Origin of the sequence: [Clostridium] aminophilum (assembly GCF_900101295.1) — a bacterium.
In the GTDB taxonomy this organism is placed as follows: domain Bacteria; phylum Bacillota; class Clostridia; order Lachnospirales; family Lachnospiraceae; genus Clostridium_R; species Clostridium_R aminophilum_A.
In genome coordinates this window covers 21,057-45,722 of record NZ_FOIL01000013.1, presented here as the reverse complement: position 1 = coordinate 45,722, position 24,666 = coordinate 21,057, and the positions used below count along the sequence as shown (strand labels likewise).

The window sequence follows — 24,666 nt, the reverse complement described above, 5'->3', positions numbered from 1 at the left end:
AACACACCAAAGCAAACGAAGGAACCAACTCCACAAGAGGCGGAAGCCCCGCAATCCGGAGTTTCCGCCTCTCTTTTCCGAATCCCGACCGGTCACGTTTCGAACGATCGGATCCATTTTCATGCTCCATCACGCGAATGCGTGTTTACCGGTTCTCTGCATTCACTTAGATGTGTATTATCCGTTTTTGTCACATGGAAGCGTGGCAGGTTCTGGAGATGACATCCAGCTGCTGCTCACGGGTCAGATCGATGAACTTGACCGCATATCCGGAAACGCGGATGGTGAAGTTCGCATATTCCGGCTTCTCCGGGTGCTCCATCGCATCCTTCAGTTTCTCGACGCCGAAGACATTGACATTCAGATGGTGTGCGCCGCGGTCGAAATATCCGTCCATGGCGGACACAAGATTCTCCGCTCTCTCATCGTCGCTGTGGCCCAGCGCGCCCGGGTTGATCGTCTGTGTGTTGGATATTCCGTCCAGTGCGTACTCATACGGAAGCTTTGCCACGGAATTCAGGGAAGCCAGAAGACCGTTCTGCTCTGCTCCGTAGGACGGGTTCGCGCCCGGGGAAAGCGGAGTCCAGGCCGCTCTTCCGTCCGGAAGCATTCCGGTGTTCTTTCCGTACACAACGTTGGATGTAATCGTGAGAATCGAGGTCGTCGGCTCGGAATCGCGGTAGGTATGGTAGTGCTCAATCTTCTTCATGAAGGTCTTCAGGAGCCAAACCGCAATGTCATCCGCGCGGTCGTCGTCATTTCCGTATTTCGGGAAATCACCCTCAATCTTAAACTCCTTCGCGATGCCGTTCTCGTCGCGGATCGCAGTTACCTTCGCGTACTTGATCGCGGAGAGGGAATCTACAACATGGGAGAAACCGGCAATACCGGTGGCAAAGGTTCTGCGGACATTGGTATCGATCAGCGCCATCTCCGCCGCCTCATAATAGTACTTGTCATGCATATACTGGATCAGGTTCAGGACATTGACATAAATGCCGGCGAGCCACTCCATCATGGCATCATACTTCTTCATGACCTCATCATAGTCGAGGACGTCGTTCTTCACCGGCGCATACTCCGGTCCGACCTGCATGCCGGTCTTCTCATCCACACCGCCGTTGATGGCGTAGAGAAGGCATTTCGCCAGATTTGCTCTCGCGCCGAAGAACTGCATCTCCTTTCCGGTCTGGGTCGCGGACACGCAGCAGCATACCGCGTAGTCATCCGACCAGATCGGACGCATCACGTCATCGTTCTCATACTGAACAGAGGAAGTCTTGATGGAGATCATCGCGGAATATTTCTTGAAGTTCTCCGGAAGTCTGGAGGAGTAGAGAACCGTCAGATTCGGCTCCGGAGCCGGTCCCATGTTCTCCAGTGTGTGAAGAAAACGGTAGTCGTTCTTCGTCACCATGCTTCTGCCGTCATCGCCGAGACCTGCCACATCGAGGGTCGCCCATACCGGATCGCCGGAGAAAAGCTGGTTGTAGCTCGGAATGCGGGCAAATTTCACCATACGCAGTTTCAGCGTGAAATGATCCACCAGCTCCTGCGCCTCGGACTCTGTCAGGGTTCCCTCCCTCAGATCTCTCTCAATGTAAATGTCCAGGAAGGTGGACACACGGCCGACGGACATGGCCGCACCGTTCTGGCTGCGAACCGCCGCGAGATATCCGAAATACAGCCACTGGAATGCCTCGCGCGCATTCTTTGCCGGACCGGAGATATCATAGCCGTAGCTCTCCGCCATTTTCTTCATCTTGCGGAGAGCGCGGATCTGCTCCGCGATCTCTTCTCTCTGCCGGATCACATCGTCGGTCATGATGCCGCAGCCGCAGCCTGCAAAATCCGCCTGCTTCGCCTCGATGAGACGGTCAATGCCGTAGAGGGCAACTCTGCGGTAGTCTCCCACGATTCTGCCGCGGCCGTAGGTATCCGGAAGTCCGGTAAGGATCTTGTTATGTCTCGCCAGCTTCATTTCCGGAGTGTAGGCGTCAAATACCGCCTGATTGTGTGTCTTGTGATATTTGGTAAAGATCTTGTGAAGTTCCGGGTTCGGGGTGTAGCCGTAAGTCGTGCAGGCTTCCTCCGCCATCTTGATGCCGCCGTAGGGCATAAACGCTCTCTTTAACGGCTTGTCTGTCTGAAGCCCCACGACCTTTTCCAGTTTCTCGGTGCCTTCCCCGATATAGGCAGCGCCGTACGCGTCCACATCGGAAACCACCTCGGTTTCCATGTCCAGAACACCGCCCTTTGCGCGTTCTTCTTTCTGATATCCCTGTACCATATCCCAGAGACGGTTCGTCGCCTCCGTCGGCTCTGCCAGGAAACTCTCATCCCCGTCATAGACGGTGTAGTTTTTCTGGATAAAGTCTCTTACATTGATGTCATCCACCCAATGGCCGCTTTCAAAGCTTCTCCATTCATCTCTCATTGACATGATTATTTCCTTTCTTCGTTCAAAATCCGGATTTCTATATTTCTTCCGGGACTATATATAGCACAGTCGATTCCCCCCGTTCTTTGACCGCGGTCAAATTCGGGAGGGGTTCTGTGTCCTTTTTCGCATGCAATATTAGTCCTATCTAACCGCATATATGAAATAAAGCCCGGAACCATGCGATTCCGGGCCTTTTCGGCCATCTTTGTTCTTTTTTCCATACACATATCCGGTCATGTTTTCCTCCGGAACGTCTCTGATCCGGAGTGCCGGTCATGATTCGCCGCTCGTGTTTCACCGGTCATGATTCGCCGCTCGTGTTTTACCGGTCATGATTCACTGTTCTCGGGCCTGCGGTGATTCTTCTCCTCTCAGAATCCGCTCCGCATTTTTTACGCGGTCCGGAGTCGGCGGCTCCATCTCCCGCAGAGTGTACGGAATCCCCAGTTCCTCCCATTTCGGGATTCCGAGGGCGTGATACGGGAGAACCTCGACCTTTTCGATATTGGTGAGCGTATCCAGAAACGCCCGGGTCTTCCGGAGATATTCGTCCTCATCCGTGATGCCGGGCACGAGAACATGACGGATCCAGACCGGTTTCCCGATCTCTGACAGATACCGCAGCATGTCCAGAATATTGTCATTGGGCTGCGCTGTCAGTTTCCGGTGTTCCTCCGGCACGATATGCTTGATGTCCACCAGCAGAAGATCCGTATACTCCATCAGTTCGCGGAACATTCCGAACCATGGTTCCTCCCTCGTAAAGGGCTGACCGGCGGTATCAATCACCGTGTGAATCCCCCGTTCTTTCGCTTTTTTCATCAGATCCAGCAGAAAATCCATCTGAAGGAGCGGTTCTCCGCCGCTGACGGTGATCCCGCCTTTCCTGCCCCAATAGGACTTGTACCGCACTGCCTGATCCAGTACGTCCTCCGCTTCCCGTTCCCGGGACTTCCCAATGGGATCCCAGGTATCGACATTGTGACAGTAACGGCACCGCATCCGACACCCCTGCACAAAAACAATAAAACGGATCCCCGGCCCGTCCACCGAGCCGAAGGATTCCGTCGAATAGATTCTTCCCTTTGCCATGTTTTTCCTCTCCTCCCGTCAGGCATCTCCGCTGGTAAAAATCCGCCGCAGCCCGTCTCTGGAAAGGATCCGGATCCGTCCCTGCCCCAGTCTCTGCAGAATCTCTTCTTTCTCAAACTGCCGCAGAACACGGCTGACCGTCTCCTGACGCAGACTGATGGAAGCGGCAATCTCGTCCAGTTTCAGGTGAATCTCCGGTTCCGGAAAACGCCGGATCCGGTCCAGCAAAAATCCGGCCATCCTCACCCGCGGGCTCCGGATCGACAAAAGCAGTGCCTTTTCCTTCGCCGCCTCCAGCCGCTTGGACAGGAGCGCGATCAGGTACCGTTCAATCCCCGGATGCCGGTCCAGCTCCCCGAAGAAGACGTCTTTGCTGATCTCACACACACTGACATCCGTCAGGCAGACCGCGGTATAGGTAAACACCGCATCTTCCACAAAAAGACTCTCCCAGATGGAATTTCCGTCCGAGAGAACATCCATGATATATTCCTGTCCGTCCGAGTCTATCCGGCATAATTTCACCCTTCCCGCCTCGATGATCCGGATAGAATTCACCGGATCGCCTTCGAGAAACAGAAGGCTTCCCTTGTCATGCCGGCGGCGGACCGCATACCGGCACAGCGATTCCTGCACCTCTTCCGGAAGTTCCCGGAAAAGGGGAAGGTCTGCCGTACAGAGATGACCGTCTCTGGTTCTGCACCGCTCGCAGAATGAACTGTTTGTCATATCTTCTTACTTCTTTCTGTCTGCCGCATTTCCCTTGACCTGGAAACCTTTCCCGTCCTGGAAACTTCCCCGTTCCGGGAACCTTTCCCGTCATGAAAGCTTTGCCTGTCATGAACGCTTTGCCTGTCATGAACGCTTTGCCTGTCATGGAAATGTGTCCGTCAAATATCTGTCCCGGACCGTTTCACGCCTCACCGGTCAGAACGACCGTCGTGTAGCCGTGATCCACCGCCGGCAGAAACTTATCCACCATATCGCTGGTCTTCATGCACAGACTCGAGGTGTTCACACAGGGATGACAGCCGAACTCCCCTGCGTTCAGCACATCCTCGTCAATCAGGAGCCGTACCCGGTGTTCCTTATCGTTCATCAGACCCAGCACCGACACCGATCCCGGCGTGATGTCCAGAAACCGCTCCATATATTCCGCGTCGGCAAACGACAGTCTCGCCGATCCGATCTGTCCGGAGAGTTCTTTTGTCTTAAAAGGCTTGTCTCCCGGCATCAGCAGCAGATAAAAATCCGTCTTCTGCCGGTTGCACAGAAACAGATTCTTGCACATCACAACGCCCGCCGCGCCGTCCACTTCCTCACACGCCTCCATGGTGTAGAGGGCCTCGTGATCAATCCGGCGAAACGGTATTCCGAGTAAATCCAGCAAATCATAGCACCGGATCTCCTTCGGAAGGCGCCCGGTCTCATCCTGAGGCCTTCCCTGTTCTATCCTGAGTTCCATATTCTTTCCTGTCTTTTCTATAATCTTGCCGGCTCCGCACCGCCGCTGCCGGACAGTCCCGCTCTCCTGTCCGGCACGGCGAATCCCCGTTTTTCACCGCACCTGTCCGGTTCCGTCGATCTGGTATTTTGTCGTCGTCAGTTCCCGCAGTCCCATCGGGCCCCGCGCGTGGAGCTTCGCGGTGGAAATGCCGATCTCGGCGCCGAAGCCGAATTCGCCTCCGTCCGTAAATCTCGTCGACGCGTTCCAGTATACGCAGGCCGAATCAACGGCATTCTGGAAGAGACGGGCATGGGCCTCATCCGGTGTGAGAATCGTCTCTGAATGCTTTGTCGAATACCGGTTGATGTGCCCGATCGCTTCTTCCACGCTGCCCACAGTTTTTACCGACATCTTATAATCCAGATATTCCGTTCCGAAATCCTCTTCCGCCGCGCGCTCAATCAGGGAAAGCTTCAGCGCCGGATCCGCTGCGGCCGCTTTCGTCAGCGCCCCGTAGGCTTCCTCGTCGGCATATACGATCACATTCTTTTCCTGCAGTTTTTTCACCGCAGCCGGGAGAACCGTATCCAGTACGCTCCGGTGCACGACAAGACTCTCTGCCGCATTGCACACACCGATCCGCTGTGTCTTTGCGTTGAAAATGATCGCCTTCGCCATCTCCGCATCGCAGCCTTCATCCAGATAAATATGGCAGTTTCCGGCTCCCGTCTCGATCACCGGAACCGTGCTGTTTCTCACAACCGCCTGAATCAGCCGGGCGGAACCTCTCGGAATCAGCACATCGACATATCCGTTCATCTGCATGAACCGTGTCGTGGTCTCGTGATCCGTCGAGCGGATCAGAAGCAGTGCATCCTCCGGAAATCCGTTTTCCGACAGCGCTCCGCGGATCACGTCCGCCACCGCGCCGTTGGAATATATCGCATCGCTTCCGCCCTTCAGAATCACGGCATTACCGGATTTAAACGCGATGGAAAATGCATCCGATGTAACGTTCGGCCGGGCCTCATAAATGATCCCGACCACGCCGATGGGAACGCGGACTTTGCGGAGACGAAGACCGTTCGGCCGGGTCCATTCTTCCAGAACATCACCCACCGGATCCGGAAGAGACGCCACGCCGCGGACTGCCTCCGCCATCCCGTGAATCCGCTCTTCATTCAGGAGCAGCCGGTCGAGAAGTCCCTCCGACATATTCTTTGCTCTTCCGTTCTCAATATCTGTCCGGTTGGCCCGGATAATCTCCTGCGCATGCGCCTCCAGCGCATCCGCCGATGCCATCAGGGCACGGTTCTTTTCCTCTGTCGTCAGACTGTTCAGGGAAAATGCCGCCCTTCTTGCTCTCATCCCGAGTTCTGTAAGCTGTTCCATCCGCAATCTCCTTCGAATCTCCGCCGATAGCGCGCGGGATCATTTTCCCGCATTCCGCCCGGCATTTCCGTTTCATGGGTTACTGATTCTTCATACTTTTCCAAATTTACCAATCCGTAGCCCGGCACGCCGTCATGGCTTTATTCTTCCGCGTCTTTTGCCCGGCGGATAAACTCTGCCAGATCAAAATTCTCATTTTTGTGTGCCGCAAAGAGGGTACCGACATTTTTTCCCTTCAGAATGTCGAAGATGATATCCGCGCTGTCGAATTTCGCGATCACCATGTCCGCATCCGAATCGGTGGCAATGCGGGCCGCCGCGATCTTCGCGCTCATGCCGCCGGTACCGACGTCGCTTCCCGCGCCTTTTCCCATGCCGAGAATCTCTTCCGTGATTGTCGGGACATATTCGATAAATACCGCATCCCGGTTGTGCCGCGGATCATCGGTGTACATTCCCTCAATGTCGGACAGAAGAATCACCAGGTCCGCGCCGATAACCGCGCCGACGATGGATGCCAGCTGATCGTTGTCGCCGAAGGTCTCCAGCTGGGCAAGCTCCTGTGTCGAGATCGTATCATTTTCATTGACAACCGGGATGACGCCGAGTTTTAAGAGCTCGTCGAAGGTGTTCTTTGTGTTATCCCTGGATGTCTGGTTGATGATGACATTTTTTGTCAGAAGAACCTGCGCCGTTGTCTGGCTGTACTCCGCGAAAAAGCGCTGGTAGGTGCTCATAAGCTTGGCCTGGCCGACGGCCGCAAACGCCTGTTTTTCGGTCATGGAGCCCGGTTTTCTTCCGATCTTCAGCGCCTGACGCCCGCAGGCCACCGCGCCGGAAGACACCAGAACCACGTCCCGTCCCTCCCCTTTCAGGTCGGCGAGAACGCGGATCAGATGATCGATCTTGGAAAGGTTCAGTTCTCCGGTTTCCGGATGCACCAGCGAATTGCTTCCGACCTTGATGACGATTCTCTTCTTGTCCTTCAGACTCTGTCTTTTTTCCATCGATGCTCTGGATCTGCGATCCGGGAGCGATGTCTGTCTCTCTTCCATATGGATCCCCTTTTCTGATACTGCACCGTGAATCTGCATTCTCTCCGGATCTCCGGAGCCCTGCCTTTCATCACATTTTACTTTAGCCGGTTAAATCATTTTTGGATATAGTGTACCATCATCGGACAAAAAGGTACATCACAATTCTTTCTTTTTCTTTCGCGTCTGCTTTTCATGTTACAATATTCAGCGTATCAGGCGGGCCTTTGTGTCAGCGGACACTCCGCTGGATTTTTATTCCCTCGAACGTTTTTGCAGCCCCATGAACATTTTCGCAGACCCACGAACGTTTCCGCAGATTCACGAACGTTTCCGCAGAATTACAATTACATTGTTGGAGATAATTTATGAACATATCCATCCCATCGCTTTCCGCATCCGAGCGCGTCCTCCTCGGGAAATGTCCCCTTTTTTCCGGCTTTCCCGAACCGGATCTGGACTTTGCGCTCCGTTTTTTCGATGCGGAACGCGTCACCTTTTCGCAGGGGGAATCCCTGCTGAACGAGGGCGATCCCCTCTCATTCTTCGGTCTGGTTCTCTCCGGCAAGATCCGGGTTTCCATGACCGCCATCACCGAAGAGGAACTTCTGATGGCAGGCGTACTCCCCGGAGGAACCTTTGCGGAATCCCTGTGCTATCTCGGTACCGAGAGCGCCGGCATCGCGATCCGCGCCGATCTGGATTCGGTTATTCTCCGGATGAGCACCGACCGGCTTCGAAATTCCCTCCTCGCTCCGGAAACGTCCGTTTTGCCGGCCCAATTCCACAAGAATTCCGCCGCTTCCGACGGCATTTCGGCAGACCATGCGGACCTGCCGGTCCGAAATGCCGAAAACCTGAACGCGGCACGCCTGTCCCGGCTCCTCACGGACCGTTTTCTCCGCATGCTCGCAAACCGCGCCCTCTCCATGAACCGGCGCATTCAGACCCTGACGCGGACCACTCTCCGCCGGAAACTCATCGCCTTCTTCAGTGAATGCCGTGACGAGTTCGGCTCAGATACCTTTACGGTCCCGATGGACCGGGAAGGACTGGCCTCCTACCTTGGCACCGACCGCTCCGCCCTCTCGCGGGAACTCTCGGCAATGAAAAGGGAGGGGCTGATTGATTTCCGAAAAAATGAATTCCGCCTGTGCCGCATGAACCGTGAGTAGAAACAGCCATTCTCTTCCCGCAGGCTGACAGAAATCCCCTCCGCCCGGCTTCGCCCCCGGTTCCGGTTTCTTTCAGGATGAGACATTCCTTCGCAAACCGATTTTTTATATTTGTTGCAGATGCAACAGAAATATTGTATGGACCGTATTATAATATTTCGGGCAGAAATGCATAAATCGTTATGGTATGGGAGGAATATATCATGAAAAATCATACTTACAGACTGAGCGCAGCCACTCTCGCCGCTGCGATGATGATTGGCGCCGCAGGATGCGCATCCGGCGCAAAGGCACCGGAGACCACTGCCGCTTCCACGACAGAAGCTCCTGCCGAATCCGCAGCGGAAACATCCTCCGAGAGTGCCTCCGATGCTTCCGGAGCCGCAGAGTCCACGGCGGCGCACAAAGACGGAGCCATCCGTCTGGCCGGTCTTAAGGGACCGACCTCCATCGGAATGGTTAAACTCCTTGACGACGCAGAGGCCGGAAAGAGCCTGAACTCCTATGAATTCCTGATGGCCGCTTCCGCCGATGAGATCACCCCGAAGTTCCTTCAGGGAGAGCTGGATATCATCGCCGCTCCGATTAACCTCGGCTCCGTCCTCTACAACAAGAGCGAAGGAAGGGTTCAGATGGCTGCCGTCAACACCCTCGGTGTTACCTACATCGTCGAGAGCGGAGACAGCAAAGAGCTGAAAACCTGGGCAGATCTCAAGGGCGAGACGATCATGGCAACCGGCAAGGGCTCCGTTCCGGAGTATTCCCTCACCTACCTCCTCAAAGAGAACGGTCTGGATCCGGAAAAAGACGTCACCATCGACTGGAAGTCCGAGCCGACCGAAGTTGTCGCATCCATGAAGGAAAACGGAAAAGGCATCGCAATGCTTCCGCAGCCTTTCGTGACCGTTGCCAAAACCCAGATCAGTGATCTGAAGACCGTTTTCAATATGACTGAAGAATGGGACAAACTGGGCACCGACAGCCGTCTGATCACTGCCGGACTCTTTGTCCGCAAGGATTTCGCGGAAAACCATGCGAAGGAGCTCGCGGATTTCCTCTCTGAGTATCAGGCTTCCACCGAATATGCCAATGCCAATCCGGCCGACGCTTCCAAACTGGTGGAGAAATACGGCATCGTCAAGGCTCCGATCGCAGAGAAGGCGATTCCGGAATGCAACATTGTCACCATCACCGGCGAAGACATGAAGAAAGCCGCATCCGGTTTCCTGAATGTTCTCTCCGAGCTGAATCCGAAGGCCGTCGGCGGCAAGGTTCCGGCTGACGACTTCTACTATGCAGCGCAGTAATACCGATAAGCGAAGAGATCGAAACCGCCGGGGAACGGGAACGCTTCCCTTCTCCGGTCCGGCGGAAAGGGCGGCCGCTCTCGCAGCCGCCATCCTCGTCTGGACATGCATTGCCCGTTTTGTCCACACCGGAATTCTCATTCCGTCACCGGGTGAAGTACTTATCCGCTTCCCGGCTCTGATGGCCGGGCCCGATTTTATGCCTGCGGTCATCTTCAGCACCGGCCGCATCGCGGCCGGCTTTTTTTTCGCATTCCTTGTGGGAATTGTGCTGGCCGCCTGCGCAAGCGCCTTTCCGGCGGTGCGTACGCTCCTCTGGCCGTATATCGCCGTTGTCCGCGCGGTTCCGGTCGCTTCGTTTATCATCATGGCCCTGATCTGGATCCGGGCGGAAAATCTCTCGGTCTTTATCACCTTTCTGATGGTTTTTCCGATCATCTACCAGAACACGCTGGCCGGTTTTGATTCGGAAGACCCCCTTCTCCGGGAGATGGCAGATTCCTTTCACGTTCCGATGCCGGTCCGCCTGCGCTATATCGATCTTCCGCGGCTTCGGCCCTGGATTCGCTCCGCCTGTTCGAGCGGAATCGGCTTCGCATGGAAGAGCGGTGTCGCAGCCGAGATTATCGGTCTTCCGAAGGGTTCCATCGGCGAGATGGTATATAACGCCAAGATCTATTTTGAGACGGCCGACCTCTTCTGCTGGACCATCTCCATCGTCCTTCTGAATCTGGTGACCGGGCGCCTGTTTCTGTGGGCTGCAGACCTCCTTTTTGCCGCTGCCTCTCCGGACTGCGGAATGGGAAGAGGCCCCCATGGGCAATTCCGGGATGCTGAGCGCACCGGTCCCAAAAACAGTACGTCACTTTCGGAAAATGCCGCCGGGGCTGACGTCCGTCTCGGGCATATCCGCTTTGCCTATGAAAATGAGCCCCCGGTTCTGAATGATCTTTCGCTCACCATCCCCGCCGGAAGCCACATGTCCCTCATGGGCCCTTCCGGTGAAGGAAAAACCACGCTTCTTCGCATCATTTCCGGTCTGCAGAGACCGGACAGCGGCACGGTGACAAGGCAAATGCCCGACGGTTCGGATGGACTGGTCGCCTTCCTTTTTCAGGAGGACCGACTCCTCCCGGATCTCTCCGCCCGCGCCAATATCCGTTTTGTTCTCCGCCGCGGAGGCCAGACAGCCGTTTCCGCGTCATCTGAAGATGATCTGATTGACAGCCTTCTCACCTCACTTCTCCTCACACCGGAAGACGCGAGAAAGCCGGTCCGGGAACTCTCGGGAGGCATGCAGCGCCGCGTCGCCATCGCAAGGACGCTGGCATACGGCGGAAACCTGATTCTTCTGGATGAACCTTTCAAGGGGCTCGATGAGAAAACTCGTGACACCGTGATCCGTTTCGTCCGGGATTATACCCAGGATCGCACGGTTCTCATGATTACACACGAGAAAGCCGAGGCAGAACTTTTCGGCGGAACGGTTCTGCGGCTGTAAACCTTCTCCCGTCCGGGAATGCGGTGCCGGATCGGACGCACCGTTTTTCTGAATAACCTCTGGAAATCGTCCTCCCCTTTTTCAAGGGGCAGGGCGATTTTTTTTACGCGGCTACCATGCCAGAGCTGTGCCTGCACGAGGCCTTGGCGACTGCCGTTAACGCGCGAAACCCGCAAAGCTTTTTTCGTGTCCCGTCAAAAAAATGTTATAATAGCCCCATAATAAAAAGCATTATGATATCTTTTTCCCGTTTTTTGAGACAGACAAAACGAGGTGACTTTTATGCATCCATTTTCCCATTCTTCCATGCGATATCACGCGGCCGTTCTCCTTTCCGCCTCTCTCCTTGCCGTGGGATGCGGCGGGACAGTATCCCGAGCAGCGGATTCTTCTCCGGAGTCCGGCCTGACCGGTTCGTCCGCTGCGAATCCTTCTCCGGAGTCCGGTCTGACCGGTTCGTCCGCTGCAGAACAGCTCCGCGCCGCCGAGCCGGCATCCCCGGAATACGGTCCTGCCACTTCCGGAACCAATACCGGTTCCGGTCCCGCATCCGCCGGTTCTTCTCACGGGTCTTCCTCCGGTTCCGTTTCCGCCAACGCATCGGCCGAATCCGGGACACCTGTCTCCGTTCACGGCGCTCTCTCCGTCCGCGGAACCGACCTGATCGACGGGTCCGGAAATCCTTTTCAGCTGAAAGGAATCAGCACACACGGTCTCGCCTGGTTCCCGCAGTATGTCAGTGAAGATGCATTTCGCACGCTCCGTGACGGATGGGGTGCCAATGCCGTCCGGCTCGCCATGTACACCGGGGAGTACGGCGGATATCTGTCCGGCGGCGACCGCACCGCTCTGGAGAACCTGATTGATCAGGGAGTTCAGGCTACGGAACATCTCGGAATGTACGTGATCATTGACTGGCACATTCTGAGCGACGGAAATCCGAATCAGCACACCGGGGAAGCCGCGGATTTCTTCCGCCGGATGTCCGCCCGGTATGCGAACCGACCGAATGTACTCTATGAGATCTGCAATGAGCCGAACGGCGGCACGACCTGGGCCGAGATCAAGCAGTATGCCGATCAGATTATTCCGGTCATCCGGGAAAACAGCCCCGAAGCCGTCATCATCTGCGGCACGCCGACCTGGTCTCAGGACGTGGATCAGCCGGCAGGCAACCCGCTAAACCGTCCCGAAAACGTCATGTACGCCCTCCATTTCTATGCGGCGACACACAAGGACGGCATCCGTGACAAGCTTGTCCGTGCGCGGGCAGCCGGAACACCGGTCATCGTCTCGGAGTTCAGCATCTGTGACGCCTCCGGAAACGGCGGCATCGACTACGAGAGTGCCGAGGCATGGAAACGACTGCTGAAAGAGAACAACATCTCTTATTTCAGCTGGAATCTCAGCAACAAAGCGGAAACCTCCGCCCTCCTCGCCCCGGGCTGCCAGAAGACGGCGGACTGGGAGGACAGTGATCTCACAGAAACCGGAAAATGGGTCCGCAGCCTCATGCTCGGACAGTAATTTTAGCGAGACGAAACACACCTCACGGGTTTCAAACGTTTCGCGGCAGTCGCCAAGGTCTCTTGCAATCACAGGCTTTGGCTCGTTCCTCGCGTAAAAAACAGCTCCGAAGCGGCAGCCTGCCGCTCCGGAGCTTTCTCATTACCGGCAGATTATTCCGCCGGCTTTGTCTTTCCCTGTTTTGCCGTTGTCTTTTTCTTCTCTTTGGGCTTCAATGCGGAGGTTCCGCCATCCTTTTTCCGGCCGGAGGAATTTTCTTCCGCCGGCTCGTTTTTGGACGCTCTCGCCTTCGTCATGACCTTGGTCAATACGAGCACTTCTCTCACGTCCCTCACCGGGATGATCTCCAGCTTATTCTTGACCTCATCCGCCACATCTTCCAGATCTTCCGTATTCTCTTCCGGAATGAGAACCTTCTTCACGCCGGCACGGACCGCTGCCATCAGTTTCTCCGGAAGTCCGCCGATGGGCATCACCACGCCGCGCAGGGAAACCTCTCCGGTCATGGCGTATTCCGGTGATACCGCCCGCCCCGTAATCAGGGAAGCCAGCGCCGTTGTCAGGGTGATTCCCGCAGAAGGTCCGTCCTTCGGAACCGCGCCCTCCGGAATATGGATGTGAATGTCATTGTCCTTAAAGATCCGTCCCTTCTCCGGGAACATGGACTTTACAAGGCTGAGCGCAATCTGCGCCGACTCCTTCATGACATCCCCCAGCTGTCCGGTCACGGTGATCCGGCCGCTGCCCTTCATGAGAATCGTCTCAATGTAAAGAATCTCTCCGCCGGCCGATGTCCAGGCAAGTCCGGTCACAACGCCCGGTGCCTTCTTCTTGAGGGCCTGATCGTGGCGGATCGGCTTCATATCCAGAAGCTTCCGGAGATCCTCCGGCTTCACATCCAGACCTTTTCCTTTGTTTTTGACAATCTCGACCGCTGCCGCACGGCAGAGCGTCTCCATCCTCTTTTTCAGACCGCGGACGCCGCTCTCCGCGGTAAAGTCCGCGATAATCTTCCGGATCGACTCATCGCCGACCGTCAGCTGAGTTTCCTTGATTCCCATCGCTTTCCGCGCCTTCGGAAGAAGGTACTGCTTCGCAATCTCAAACTTATCCGTCGCGGTATATCCCGGGAAATTGATCACTTCCATGCGGTTGAGCAGCGGCTCCGGAATCGTGTCCAGAGTGTTGGCGGTACAGATAAAGAAGACATCGCTCAGATCGTACGGCACATTCATGTAATGATCCGTAAACGAGAAATTCTGCTCCGGGTCAAGCACTTCCAGAAGCGCACTGGCCGGATCGCCGTTGTAGGACGAGGACAGCTTATCCACCTCGTCCAGCACCATAACCGGATTCGAGACACCGCTCCGGCGGATGCCCTCCATAATCCGTCCAGCCATCGCGCCGAGATAGGTTCTCCGGTGTCCCCGGATATCCGCCTCATCCCGCACACCGCCGAGGCTGACGCGGACATACTGCCTTCCGAGCGCTCTCGCGATGCTCTGACCGATGGACGTTTTTCCGGTTCCCGGCGCTCCGACAAAGAGAATGATGGAACCGGACTGTTTTTTATTGAGGTCCATCACGGCAATCTGCTGCAGAATTCTGGATTTGACTTTCTTCAGCCCGAAATGATCCTCGTCCAGAATTTTCTCCGCCCTGGTGAGGGAAATGCGGTGTGCCGGCTCTTTTTTCCAGCTCAGCCCCGTCACAAAGTCCAGATAGTCGTACAGCATTCCGTACTCCTGGCTCTGCGTTCCCTCCTGTTCAATGCGCTTGAGAACGTGTTCCGCCTCTTTCCGGGCCTCGTCATTCATCCCGCTCTCTTTGATCTTCATCTCCAGCATCCGGATATCGGACACATCCTCCGGATGCATTTCATCCAGCTGATCCTGCAGATAATCGAGCTGACGGCGGATGGCACTCTCGCGGACCATCCGGTGATAATCCTCTTCCTGCTCGTCCTGCGCCTCCCCGGTCAGTTTCGACATCTCAAGGAACTCATACAGCGCTTTTTCCATCTGATGCATCCGTATCCTCGCGCTGTCCTCGGCGAGAAAGGAATATTTTTCTTCATTGGTGAGAAGCAGCCAGCTCGAGAGCGATGAGAGGATCTCTGCCACATTTTCCCACTGGACAATATACGGGCGGACGATCGCCCCCCATTCTTTGCTGTCCACAAATGTGACCAGCGCTCTGCGGAGTTTCTCGAAAATCTGCCGCTCTTCCTCTTCCTGAAGATCAGCCGTATCTTTTCGGACCGCGGAAGCGATCCGCATCGTCTTGTCCTCTTCGATGGTCACGCGCTCCACCGTAATACGGCGGTCGACACGAAGCGTGACATAATCATTTTCACCGATCTCCTCGATCACGCCCTCCGCACCGACCGGATAAAAATTGTCTGCGGTCAGACTGTCGCGGTTCTGAAGCTCCTTCTCATAGAGAAATGTTACCGGCTCATCGGCAACCGCATCCCTTCCGGACGTTTGCCGGAATTCCTTTTTCTTGAAATACAGATGGATCCCCGGCAGAAGGATCGCATTGTAAACAGGTATGACGATCATGTATTCTCCTTTTGTCAGCCTGACTTTTTCTGTTCATGCATACTTAAAAAGCCAAAATAAAAAAATTATATATATACCTCTTGGGCCTATTGCCTACATTATTAAGATTACAACTCTTTTATTTTATGTCAATATCCGCACGTTCCCATCGCCTGTTCGGAGACGAATGAGCAAAGGAACCGTACCGTATCCTCATATCCCAGTTTTTCATGAGAATCCAGTTTTTCCGGTGAAAAGTCCAGCGTGCCCGATCCCGGCGATTCTTCCAGCGGAACCGACGGCCGTAGTTCCCGATAGCGGCGGCAGACACCGTCTGCTCCTTCCTTCGGTCGTCCGACCTCATCGTAAAGATTCAAAAATGCACCGATCAGCCAGTCCGCGCAGACATTTTCCTCTTCCAGCATCTCACACATGGCCGGAACCGGAATTTTTTCATGCGGCGCCGGCGTCTCCGCAGCCCCACCGACCGAAATCCGCCGCTGCAGCTCCGCGTTCTCTGTCCGGCCGCTCTCATCCGGCCCTCCGCTCTTATGCCCCGTCTTCCTCTCGTGAAACAGAATCTCCGGAACGACACCGCCGTCCAGAAGAACATCCCCGTGATACCGCACCGGCGGAAAGACATACGGGAGACTTCCGCTGGCCAGAACCAGCATTCTCTGCTCCTCCGCAGGAAGCCCATTCAGCCGGAAATGCACCGGTCTGCGCGCGATCAGCGAATAACAGCACACTTCCACCGGAACAGAATTGTGCTCCAACAGTTCATCCGGCAGTGTCTCCCGGTAATACTCCAGAAGCGGAGCCGGATCCATGGCATAAAACCGCTTTTCGTTCAGGAATTCCTCCAGAGTGACCCGTCCGGCCACGACATCTTCCCGGGCCTTCCCCACCACATCAAACGGTGTGACCGGAACCGTCTCATGGCCCGCTGACCGGTCAAAGGCGTAAAACATTTCCCGAAGCGTCTCGAGATTATGACATGCAAGATAGACGGCATTCATCGCTCCGATGGATGTGCCTGAGAGCCAGAGTTTTGAACGGTCCAGCCCCGCCTCATACAATGCCTTCATCATGCCCACCTGATATGCTCCTTTGGCTCCGCCTCCGGAAAGCGCAAGCGCAACGGTCTTCCCGCGCAAAAGATTCTCATGTTTCATCTCTCTCCACCTTTCCGAAGCTGTGTGATCTCCGCCGCGATCGAGCGGTATCTCTCTCCAAATATACTGTTTTTCTCCCAGATAAAGGAAAAATCATGCCGGACCTGAAAATCCTGCAGCGGAATCTCAACAAGAACCCCCTTGCGGATCATCTCCTGCGCCGCCGGCTGGTACATGAACGAAATCCCCGCATCCTCCTCCAGCAGTTCAAGAATGGTATGCATTCCGCCGATCTGGATGGATGAGCGAAAATCCTCGACCGACAGGTTCCTGCCGGAGAGCTGCCGCTCCAGAATGGCTCTCGTTCCGCTTCCCGGCTCCCGGAGAATCAGCTGCTCATCCAACAGATCCTCCAGAACCCGGATCTTCTTCCGGAAATGATGGCGGACGCTGCATACAGCGATATAGCGCACCGTATCATACCGCTCCCAATCAAATTCCTTTCGCTGAAATGTTCCCTCCACCAGGCACAGATTCAGATTTCCCGTCTTCATCTTTGCGACCAGCGTCTCTGTATTCGCGATCTCCATACGGAGATCGCCGCCCGGATGATTTCGCATATATGCCGCCAGGGGACGTCCGATCACATATTCTCCGATTGTCATTGTGACGCCGAAATGAAGCGGCATCTGCACCGGTTGTCTCGCGGAAAGCCGGTCTCGAAGAAGTTCGGCATCATTTGCCATCGTATCCGCCGCCCGCTCCAGTTCCCGCCCGGCCGGTGTAAGTTCAAGACGGCGGCCGCGATAGTCAAAGAGCCTGGCGCCGTAATACTCCTCCAGCCCGCGGATGTGCTGAGACACCGCCGGCTGGGTAATATGGAGTTCCTCTGCGGCCCTGGTGTAATTCATGTGCCGGCAGACGCATAAAAACGTCATGATCTTTGGATCCAGCATCGCAATTCACTCCTGTCTGCTTTCTCATATCTGTCCTGCTGTTAATCCTCTGTGTTTTGTTTTCTGCTCTCAGTATACTTCTTTTCCGACTGGTTTGGTAAGCATATTCATAAATTTTCCTTATTTATTTATTAGTAATTATAATTTTATCTTTGTTGTTGAATTGACGTATATTGTTAACTGCCGGTTTGAGGATCGCCATCCGGACCGGAAGATATCTACTATACACATCGAAATGAGAGGAAACAAAAATGGACTTTATCAAAAAAAATCTCGCAGGCATCCTGCTCTGTCTTGCCATTGCCATCCCGTCATGGCTCCTTGGAAAAATATTTCCGGTCATCGGCGGCGCAGTCTTCGCCATCCTCACCGGCATGGTGATCGCCGTCTTTTTCACGAAACGGGACCGGTTTGACAGCGGTATCAAATGGACATCCAAAATGATTTTGCAGACAGCCGTCGTCCTCCTGGGCTTCGGAATGGATCTCCACGTTGTCATCCGAACCGGCCGTCAGTCCCTTCCGATCATCCTCTGCACAATATCCACCTCTCTGATCATTGCATGGGCACTCCGCCGGGCAATGCAGATTCCGGGCAATACCGCCATTCTTGTCGGTGTGGGTTCTTCCATCTGCGGCGGAAGCGCCATCGCCGCCACCGCTCCGGTCATCGATGCGGATGACGATGAGGTCGCTCAGGCCATCTCCGTCATCTTTTTCTTCAACGTGCTGGCTGCTGTCTTCTTCCCGATGCTGGGGCACGCTATCGGCTTCGATACCACCTCCGGAGAAAGTTTCGGTATCTTTGCCGGAACCGCGATCAATGACACCAGCTCCGTAACCGCCGCCGCGGCAACCTGGGACAGCATGTGGAATCTCGGATCTTCCACCCTCGACAAAGCGGTCACCGTGAAACTGACGAGAACGCTCGCCATCATTCCGATCACGCTGATCCTCGGCCTCCTCCGCGCACGCAGAGGGGGAAATACCGAAGACCACCGCTTTCATTTCCGGCGGGCGTTCCCCATATTCATTCTTTATTTTGTCATGGCATCGATCATTACAACCGTTCTCATCGGTTCCGGCATCTCAGCTTCCGTCTTTGCTCCATTGAAGGAAACGAGCAAATTCCTCATCATTACGGCAATGGCTGCCATCGGGCTGAATTCCAATATGGCAAAACTCATCCGTTCCGGCGGAAAGCCGATTCTTCTCGGCGCATGCTGCTGGTGCGGCATCACCGTCATCAGTCTCTTTCTTCAGCATGTAATGAACATCTGGTAATCCGTTCCACCGGTTATCTGACCCATTCCGCGACCGCATCGCTGAGTGCCGCAATGGCATCCGCCGATTCCTTCGCGGAGTTTTTCTTTGAATAGTAATAAAATTTAATCTTCGGCTCCGTTCCGGACGGGCGGACGCAGAACCAGCTTCCGTCCTCGAGAATAAATTTCATCGCATTGGATGCCGGGATATCCTTATATCCCTGCAGATAATCCACCTTCCCGCGAATCGCCGTGCCTGCGAAAGCATCCGGCGCTTCCGTGCGGAACCGCTCCATGATGCCACGGATCTCGCGATTGCCCTCTTCGCCCTTTCGGACGATGGACACCTCTTTTTCTGCGTAGTACCCGTATTTTCGGTACATTTCATTCAGCACATCTTCCAGCGTCATTCCGTTCTTCTTATAGTATGCCGCCATCTCCATTACCAGCATGGCCGCGCACACACCGTCCTTGTCGCGCACCTTTTCTCCCGGCGCACAGCCGATGCTCTCCTCATATCCGAAAAAGTAACGGTAACCCTTTTTCTCCAGTTCCGGAATCCGTCCGCAGATATTCTTGAAACCGGTCAGCGCTTCAAATGTCTGTATGCCGTAGTCCTCGCATACCGCCCGTCCAAAATCACCGGTCACGATGGATTTGATCATCATTTCCCGGCCGGTAAGTTTTCCCTGCTCCTTCCGGGCCTGTGCCATGTAGTAAATCAGGAGTGCGCCGGTCTGATTTCCGTTTAACGGAACGTACTCTCCATCCCCATTCCGGATCTCCACCGCCATCCGGTCGCTGTCCGGATCCGTCGCGATGAGGAGTTCCGCCCCTATCGTCCGTCCGAGTTTTTCCGCACACGCAAATCCTCTCGGATCTTCCGGATTCGGATACCCCACGGTGGTAAATTCCGGATCCGGATCTCTCTGTTCCGGGACAATGGCCACATCCGAAAAGCCTCTCTCTCTCAGAATCGTCATGACCGGAATACTTCCGGCTCCGTTCAGGGGAGTATATACCGCTTTTACGGCTTTATTCAGATCTTTATCCGGTCTCTGCGCGATACTCTTCACATAATCCAGATATTTTCTGTCCATTTCTTCCCCGAGAATATGGACAAGTCCCGATTTTATCGCCTCGTCCAGCGGCATTCTTCGAGGTGAATCAAACAGGTCGATTTTGGCGATCTTCTCCGACATTCCCTCGGAGATTTCCCCGGAAACCTGTGCTCCGTCCTCCCAGTAAACTTTATATCCGTTGTACTCTTTCGGGTTATGACTGGCCGTCATATTGATTCCGGAACACGCGCCGAGTTCCCGGATGGCAAAGGAGAGTTCCGGCGTCGGGCGCATCTCCGGGAACAGCCAGGAGACAATGCCGTTTCCCGCCAGAATCTCCGCTGCCAGTTCCGAAAACTCCCGTGAGTGATATCGGCAGTCGTATGCAATCGCGACGCCGCGCTCCGGATCCACTCCGGATGCGAGAATGTAATCGGCAATTCCCTGTGTCGCTCTTCCGACCGTAAGAACATTCATCCGGTTCGTTCCCGCCCCGCAGATACCTCGAAGTCCGGCGGTTCCAAATGCAATCTCCCTCCAGAACCGGTCCGTGATCTCTTCCGCATTTCCCCGGATTTCTTCCAGTTCCCTCTTCATCGGATCTTCATCCGACAGTTTTTCCATCCAATATGCATAACGTTCCTGCGCGTTCATCTTATTCCTCCCGATGTGTCCGGTCCGTACGTTTTCTGTTCTCCATTATACCGCATTTCACCGAATTGTGCATTTTCGGACGGAGGCGGCCTCATTTCTGACAGTTGATATCTTCCATGGCAAAAAAAGAAACGGCCGCATGTTTTTTCCATGCGGCCGCCCGTTATTTTTTTGTAAATCCGTACCATCTGCCGGAGGTTCTGTGGAAACGCTGATATTATCGTTGTTTCCCCGGATCTTTTTCTCAGTATAACATCGCAAAAAAGGATGCGCCAATCACGGTCAGAATACCGGAGACAACAATTGCAAGTGAACTCATCGCGCCTTCCAGTTCACCGATCTGCATCGCGCGGGACGTACCGATGGCATGGCTCGAAGCACCGATGGCAAGCCCCTTGGCGATGGGCTCCACGATGTGAAACATCTTACAGACGAAATCGCAGGAGACATTTCCCAGAATTCCGGTGATAACGATCACGGCAACCGTGATGGTCACATAACCGCCGAGTTCCGCCGTCACGCCCATTCCGATCGCTGTTGTGATAGACTTCGGAAGAAGTGTCACGTACTCCTCGTGGCTGAGTTTGAACACCGCCGCCAGAGCCAGAATACAGCCCATGCTGGTCACCGCGCCCGCCACAAGGCCGCACAGGATGGCGACAACATTTTCCTTCAGGCGCTCAAGCTGAACATAAAGCGGAATCGCAAGCGCAACCGTCGCCGGCGTGAGAAGATAACTCAGATATGCGGCACTCTTATAATAATTGTCGTAGCTGATTCCCGTCACGGAGAGCACACTCATCGTGATGACGACCGAGATCAGAAGCGGATTCAGCCAGTTTTTGTGAAAATGAAACTTAACGAGAACTCCGAAGCCATAGGCAATCAGACTCAGCACCACGCCAAATGTAGCTGAGCTGGCAATCAGATCATTCATGACATACCTCACTCTTTCCCGACTTTGTTTTCTGGGAGGATTTATGCTCCGTGTGCATCCGATGTATTACAAACTGCGTCACTTTACCGGTTACCACCATGACAAGGAAGGTGGAAAATACCGTGATCACAAGAACCGGAACGACAATCGGCCGAAGCTGCTCCCAGGACTCCAGAAGACCTACCGCGGCCGGGATAAACATGACCGGCATGATCTCGATCAGAAACTCCGCCGTCTCTTTCACGTCATCCAGAGGAATCACATGCAGCATCAGAAGGATAAACATCAGGACAAGGCCATAGATCGACCCGGGAATGGACAGCGGGATAAAATAATGCAGAAATTCGCCGATACACGTTGTCGCGAGGATAAAGCCGAACTGTTTCATGTACTTCATACCATTTCCTCCATCAGAACAGAGTTCGCAGACCGGCAAATCCCGTCCGGCTTCTGCGACATATTTCTCCCGTGGCTGAGCGGAATTTCCGCCTCATGTGTCATAAAAAAAACGAAGAACTTTCTTAATGAGAACAAAGTCCGCAAGCGGACTTCGGCTCCCCTGAAACATAAAAATCGGGAACGCGCGAGTGCGCGTTCCCGATGGAATGTGCATTTCACAGTCTGATATATTAGAACACCGTGATGCGCTTGTCAATGGTCTGACCACTGAACAATAGTTACAAAAGTCGTTTTTTCATGTTTTTCCCGTTACCGGCGTTTCAGCCCGGCATACGCTCACCGGTATCCGCGGATGCGTTCTCTGCCTCGTGATCATCGTTGTTGTCAGAACGGCCGTTTCCCGCCGCAGCAAAGCCGGATCCCGCCGAACCGTCTTCGTCCGATCGTTCCGGATCTGTATTCCCGCCGTCTGCGGGCTCATTTCCGCCGTCTGTGGGCTCATTTCCGCCGTCCGCGGATTCATTTTCTCTGTCTGCGGATTCAATCCCGCCGTCTGCGGGCTCATTTCCGCTGTCTGCGGATTCATTTCCGCCGTCCGCGGTATGTTCGTCCTGCCGGAGATCCGGCGTCGCGGCATCTCCATCATTTGAAAGCTCCGTATCTCCGCCATCCGCCGCATTCTCGGCGGCCGTCCTGCCCGCATCCGGTTCTCCCGCTTCAGCCGGAGAAGTTTCTTTCTCTATCCCTGACAGAAGATTCATCGCATTCCTTGCGGCATATCCCGCCGGAGCCGCGATATGCGAGGTCAGCAATCCGTTATACAGCGCGTTGTTATTCGCGGTTGTGCGATCCTCGAAGTCACCGATCTCATCGTATACCCCATCCACATCCGGGAACCATATCTGCATACCTTCATCGCTGTACTCAATATCATACGTGCGGTCATGGAAGCTCACAGCGTGATTATAGGTATGTCCGTCATTGACCGCCTTATAAAAATCAGAGTCTTCCGGCCAGCCCTCCAGACGGCCTCCCGGGTAAGTCATACTGACCGCATGCTTCTCCCGCATAAACTCAATCAGTTCCCGTACATTGACATTCTCTCCATAGACCTTGACATTCTTGTTCCGGTCAATGGAGTACCCCGGATCTGCCGATTCTCCGCGCGAACCGTCTTCTCCGGTGGAGCTGTTCCCGCCGATCGGGGAAGTTCCGCCGGACGCGCTGTTGCCTCCTCCGTTCGGGGAAGTTCCGTCGCCTGCGCTGCTGCCTCCTCCGTTCGGGGAAGTTCCGCCGCCTGCGCTGCTGCCTCTCCCCGGAGCGGAAACTCCGCCGCCTGCGCTGCTGCCTCTCCCCGGAGCGGAAACTCCGCCGGACGCACTTCCGCTGTTCGCCGGAGTCTCTCCGGCTGAGGGACCATTTTCTTCATCCCATTTTTCCGGATCCTCGGATGGCTTTGCCCCCGATCCGCTCTCCGTCTTTTCGCCGACCGGAGCCGCTGCCTGCGTTTCCGTCCTCCGGCCGGAGCCATCGCCGTCCCCTGACGATGAACTCTTTCCGGTTCCGCCGGCGCCGGTTCTGACATATTTCACAGCTTTTCCGTTCTCTTCTCTGATCCTGTTCGGATCGCTCAGCGGAATGGAAGTCAAATGTTCTCCGGCATGGCTCTCTTCCGACGTTCCCGGCGTAAATGCCGGCACATCTGCTGCGGTCTCCTGCGTTCCGTTTTCTCTCCGTCCTTCCGCCGATCGGCCGCCGATGTCTCTGGCAAATTCATTTCTTGATTCCGTATCTGTTCCGTGTCCCGACTTTCCGGACGTTTTCTTCTCCCATACGGATTGCGCGCAGCCGATGAAGTTTTCCCCGAAATCATATCCGTTCACGGAACTAAGCCTCTGATTCAACGCATTCCGCAGATCTTCCGACGTTTTTCCGCCGGTCCGGGCCATGGATGAGAGGACGCGTTCCCGGAGCGTCTCATCCGTCTTCAGCTCCGCCAGAACATTTTCCGGCAGCTCATCGATTTCAAAATCCTCCACCCGGATCTCGCCGGTCCGGTCGTCCGGCTCCACTTCCGTCATCTGGCCGCCGTTCATCACGGTCTCACGCTCCGATCCGTCTTCCGTCACGGTAACATGACCGTCCGTCACCATCAGAAGAAGACCGTCCTCATCGGTGTATCCGATATCCAGGGATGTTCCCCGAATGCTCATAGTCGTCGATCCGGCACTGAATTCCATCTTCTCGTGATCTTCCAGCTTATTCTCAACATTGACAAAAAGCTCTCCCACTTCCACCTGAATCCGGATCCGGTCCCTTCCGGCCTCGGTCACCGACACGGAAGAATCCGCAGAAAGCCGCAGATTCTTATCTTCATCGATCCGGAGATATACTACCGTATTCCGGTCAGTCTTTACGACATCACCTATCTCAAGGCGCATTCCCACATATCCGCGGATGGCTTCACCGTTCCGCCGGATCTCGACGCCCGGCGCCTTTCCGTCAGCCGTTTTCATCTGAACGATCACCGCGGTTCTCGCATTGGTCTGATCCACCTGCTCACTCGAAGCAGTTGCCTGACTGCCTTGATTCGGTCCGGCACACCCTGCCGCCGAATTCAGCATCAAAACGCCGCAGATCAGAAGAACTGCGGCTCTTATTTTTATTTTTCCACCCAACATTTTTCCACTATTCTTTCCCAGTCAGCAGCGCGTCATGGCGTACTTTTTCACCGTACATCCTCTGCAGCCCCCCGCATTCCGCACAGCTGCCAGAACAATACCTTTATGTGTATTGCTGCATTTCTCCGGTGCAGACAA

The 24,666-nt window shown here is 54.9% G+C and carries 18 protein-coding genes; 5 read left to right on the top strand and 13 right to left on the bottom strand.

The window, feature by feature from the left end:
- Window positions 1-190: 190 nt before the first annotated feature.
- The 6 genes from pflB to proB form a co-directional block, all read right to left on the bottom strand.
- On the bottom strand, window positions 191-2,437 hold the full coding sequence (gene pflB / locus BMW41_RS05195; RefSeq protein WP_177171166.1) for a formate C-acetyltransferase: 2,247 nt from the start codon (window positions 2,435-2,437) through the stop codon (window positions 191-193).
- Between the two features lie 342 nt (window positions 2,438-2,779).
- Complete coding sequence (gene pflA / locus BMW41_RS05185; RefSeq protein WP_074649161.1) at window positions 2,780-3,535, bottom strand: pyruvate formate-lyase-activating protein; 756 nt, start codon at window positions 3,533-3,535, stop codon at window positions 2,780-2,782.
- A gap of 18 nt (window positions 3,536-3,553) precedes the next feature.
- Window positions 3,554-4,264 (bottom strand): Crp/Fnr family transcriptional regulator, encoded by a 711-nt coding sequence (locus BMW41_RS05180; RefSeq protein ID WP_074649160.1) that lies wholly within the window; start codon window positions 4,262-4,264, stop codon window positions 3,554-3,556.
- Window positions 4,265-4,448: 184 nt separating this feature from the next.
- On the bottom strand, window positions 4,449-5,000 hold the full coding sequence (locus BMW41_RS05175; protein ID WP_074649159.1) for a prolyl-tRNA synthetase associated domain-containing protein: 552 nt from the start codon (window positions 4,998-5,000) through the stop codon (window positions 4,449-4,451).
- 93 nt (window positions 5,001-5,093) lie between these two features.
- Window positions 5,094-6,374: a glutamate-5-semialdehyde dehydrogenase gene (locus tag BMW41_RS05170; protein ID WP_074649158.1), complete on the bottom strand. Its 1,281-nt coding sequence runs from the start codon at window positions 6,372-6,374 to the stop codon at window positions 5,094-5,096.
- 140 nt (window positions 6,375-6,514) lie between these two features.
- A complete protein-coding gene (proB, locus tag BMW41_RS05165) occupies window positions 6,515-7,429 on the bottom strand; it encodes a glutamate 5-kinase (protein ID WP_330372121.1) in 915 nt (304 codons plus the stop codon).
- Between the two features lie 347 nt (window positions 7,430-7,776).
- Between proB and BMW41_RS05160 the strand changes: the two genes are divergently transcribed.
- The 4 genes from BMW41_RS05160 to BMW41_RS05145 all read left to right on the top strand — a co-directional run bounded on the left by BMW41_RS05160 (window position 7,777) and on the right by BMW41_RS05145 (window position 12,918).
- Complete coding sequence (locus BMW41_RS05160; protein WP_074649157.1) at window positions 7,777-8,583, top strand: Crp/Fnr family transcriptional regulator; 807 nt, start codon at window positions 7,777-7,779, stop codon at window positions 8,581-8,583.
- Between the two features lie 203 nt (window positions 8,584-8,786).
- Entirely contained in the window at window positions 8,787-9,890 is a 1,104-nt protein-coding gene (locus tag BMW41_RS05155; protein WP_074649156.1) for an ABC transporter substrate-binding protein, read from the top strand.
- Window positions 9,877-11,391 (top strand): ATP-binding cassette domain-containing protein, encoded by a 1,515-nt coding sequence (locus tag BMW41_RS05150; RefSeq protein WP_074649155.1) that lies wholly within the window; start codon window positions 9,877-9,879, stop codon window positions 11,389-11,391. The genes BMW41_RS05155 and BMW41_RS05150 overlap by 14 nt, the downstream gene beginning before the upstream one ends.
- A 282-nt stretch (window positions 11,392-11,673) precedes the next feature.
- The gene (locus tag BMW41_RS05145) at window positions 11,674-12,918 is read left to right on the top strand and encodes a glycoside hydrolase family 5 protein (protein WP_074649154.1); all 1,245 of its coding nucleotides are present in this window, start codon (window positions 11,674-11,676) and stop codon (window positions 12,916-12,918) included.
- Between the two features lie 152 nt (window positions 12,919-13,070).
- On the opposite strand, the gene lon is transcribed toward BMW41_RS05145, so the two are convergent.
- From lon to BMW41_RS05130, 3 genes are all read right to left on the bottom strand, one after another.
- On the bottom strand, window positions 13,071-15,482 hold the full coding sequence (lon, locus tag BMW41_RS05140; RefSeq protein ID WP_074649153.1) for an endopeptidase La: 2,412 nt from the start codon (window positions 15,480-15,482) through the stop codon (window positions 13,071-13,073).
- 128 nt (window positions 15,483-15,610) lie between these two features.
- A complete protein-coding gene (locus tag BMW41_RS05135; RefSeq protein WP_074649152.1) occupies window positions 15,611-16,636 on the bottom strand; it encodes a patatin-like phospholipase family protein in 1,026 nt (341 codons plus the stop codon).
- The gene (locus BMW41_RS05130; protein ID WP_074649151.1) at window positions 16,633-17,532 is read right to left on the bottom strand and encodes a LysR family transcriptional regulator; all 900 of its coding nucleotides are present in this window, start codon (window positions 17,530-17,532) and stop codon (window positions 16,633-16,635) included. Before BMW41_RS05130 ends, BMW41_RS05135 begins: the two co-directional genes overlap by 4 nt.
- 251 nt (window positions 17,533-17,783) lie before the next feature.
- Here BMW41_RS05130 and BMW41_RS05125 point away from each other — a divergent pair, with 251 nt between their 5' ends.
- Window positions 17,784-18,815 carry a YeiH family protein gene (locus BMW41_RS05125; RefSeq protein WP_074649150.1) on the top strand — a complete coding sequence of 344 codons (1,032 nt, stop codon included), beginning with the start codon at window positions 17,784-17,786 and terminating at the stop codon, window positions 18,813-18,815.
- Window positions 18,816-18,828: 13 nt separating this feature from the next.
- Here BMW41_RS05125 and BMW41_RS05120 read toward each other — a convergent pair whose 3' ends face one another.
- The 4 genes from BMW41_RS05120 to BMW41_RS05105 form a co-directional block, all read right to left on the bottom strand.
- On the bottom strand, window positions 18,829-20,511 hold the full coding sequence (locus BMW41_RS05120; RefSeq protein WP_074649149.1) for a phospho-sugar mutase: 1,683 nt from the start codon (window positions 20,509-20,511) through the stop codon (window positions 18,829-18,831).
- Between the two features lie 244 nt (window positions 20,512-20,755).
- Complete coding sequence (locus tag BMW41_RS05115) at window positions 20,756-21,448, bottom strand: LrgB family protein (RefSeq protein WP_074649148.1); 693 nt, start codon at window positions 21,446-21,448, stop codon at window positions 20,756-20,758.
- Entirely contained in the window at window positions 21,441-21,845 is a 405-nt protein-coding gene (locus BMW41_RS05110) for a CidA/LrgA family protein (protein WP_074649147.1), read from the bottom strand. The genes BMW41_RS05115 and BMW41_RS05110 overlap by 8 nt, the downstream gene beginning before the upstream one ends.
- A gap of 322 nt (window positions 21,846-22,167) precedes the next feature.
- Window positions 22,168-24,525 (bottom strand): FecR domain-containing protein, encoded by a 2,358-nt coding sequence (locus BMW41_RS05105; RefSeq protein WP_177171165.1) that lies wholly within the window; start codon window positions 24,523-24,525, stop codon window positions 22,168-22,170.
- Window positions 24,526-24,666: the final 141 nt, after the last annotated feature.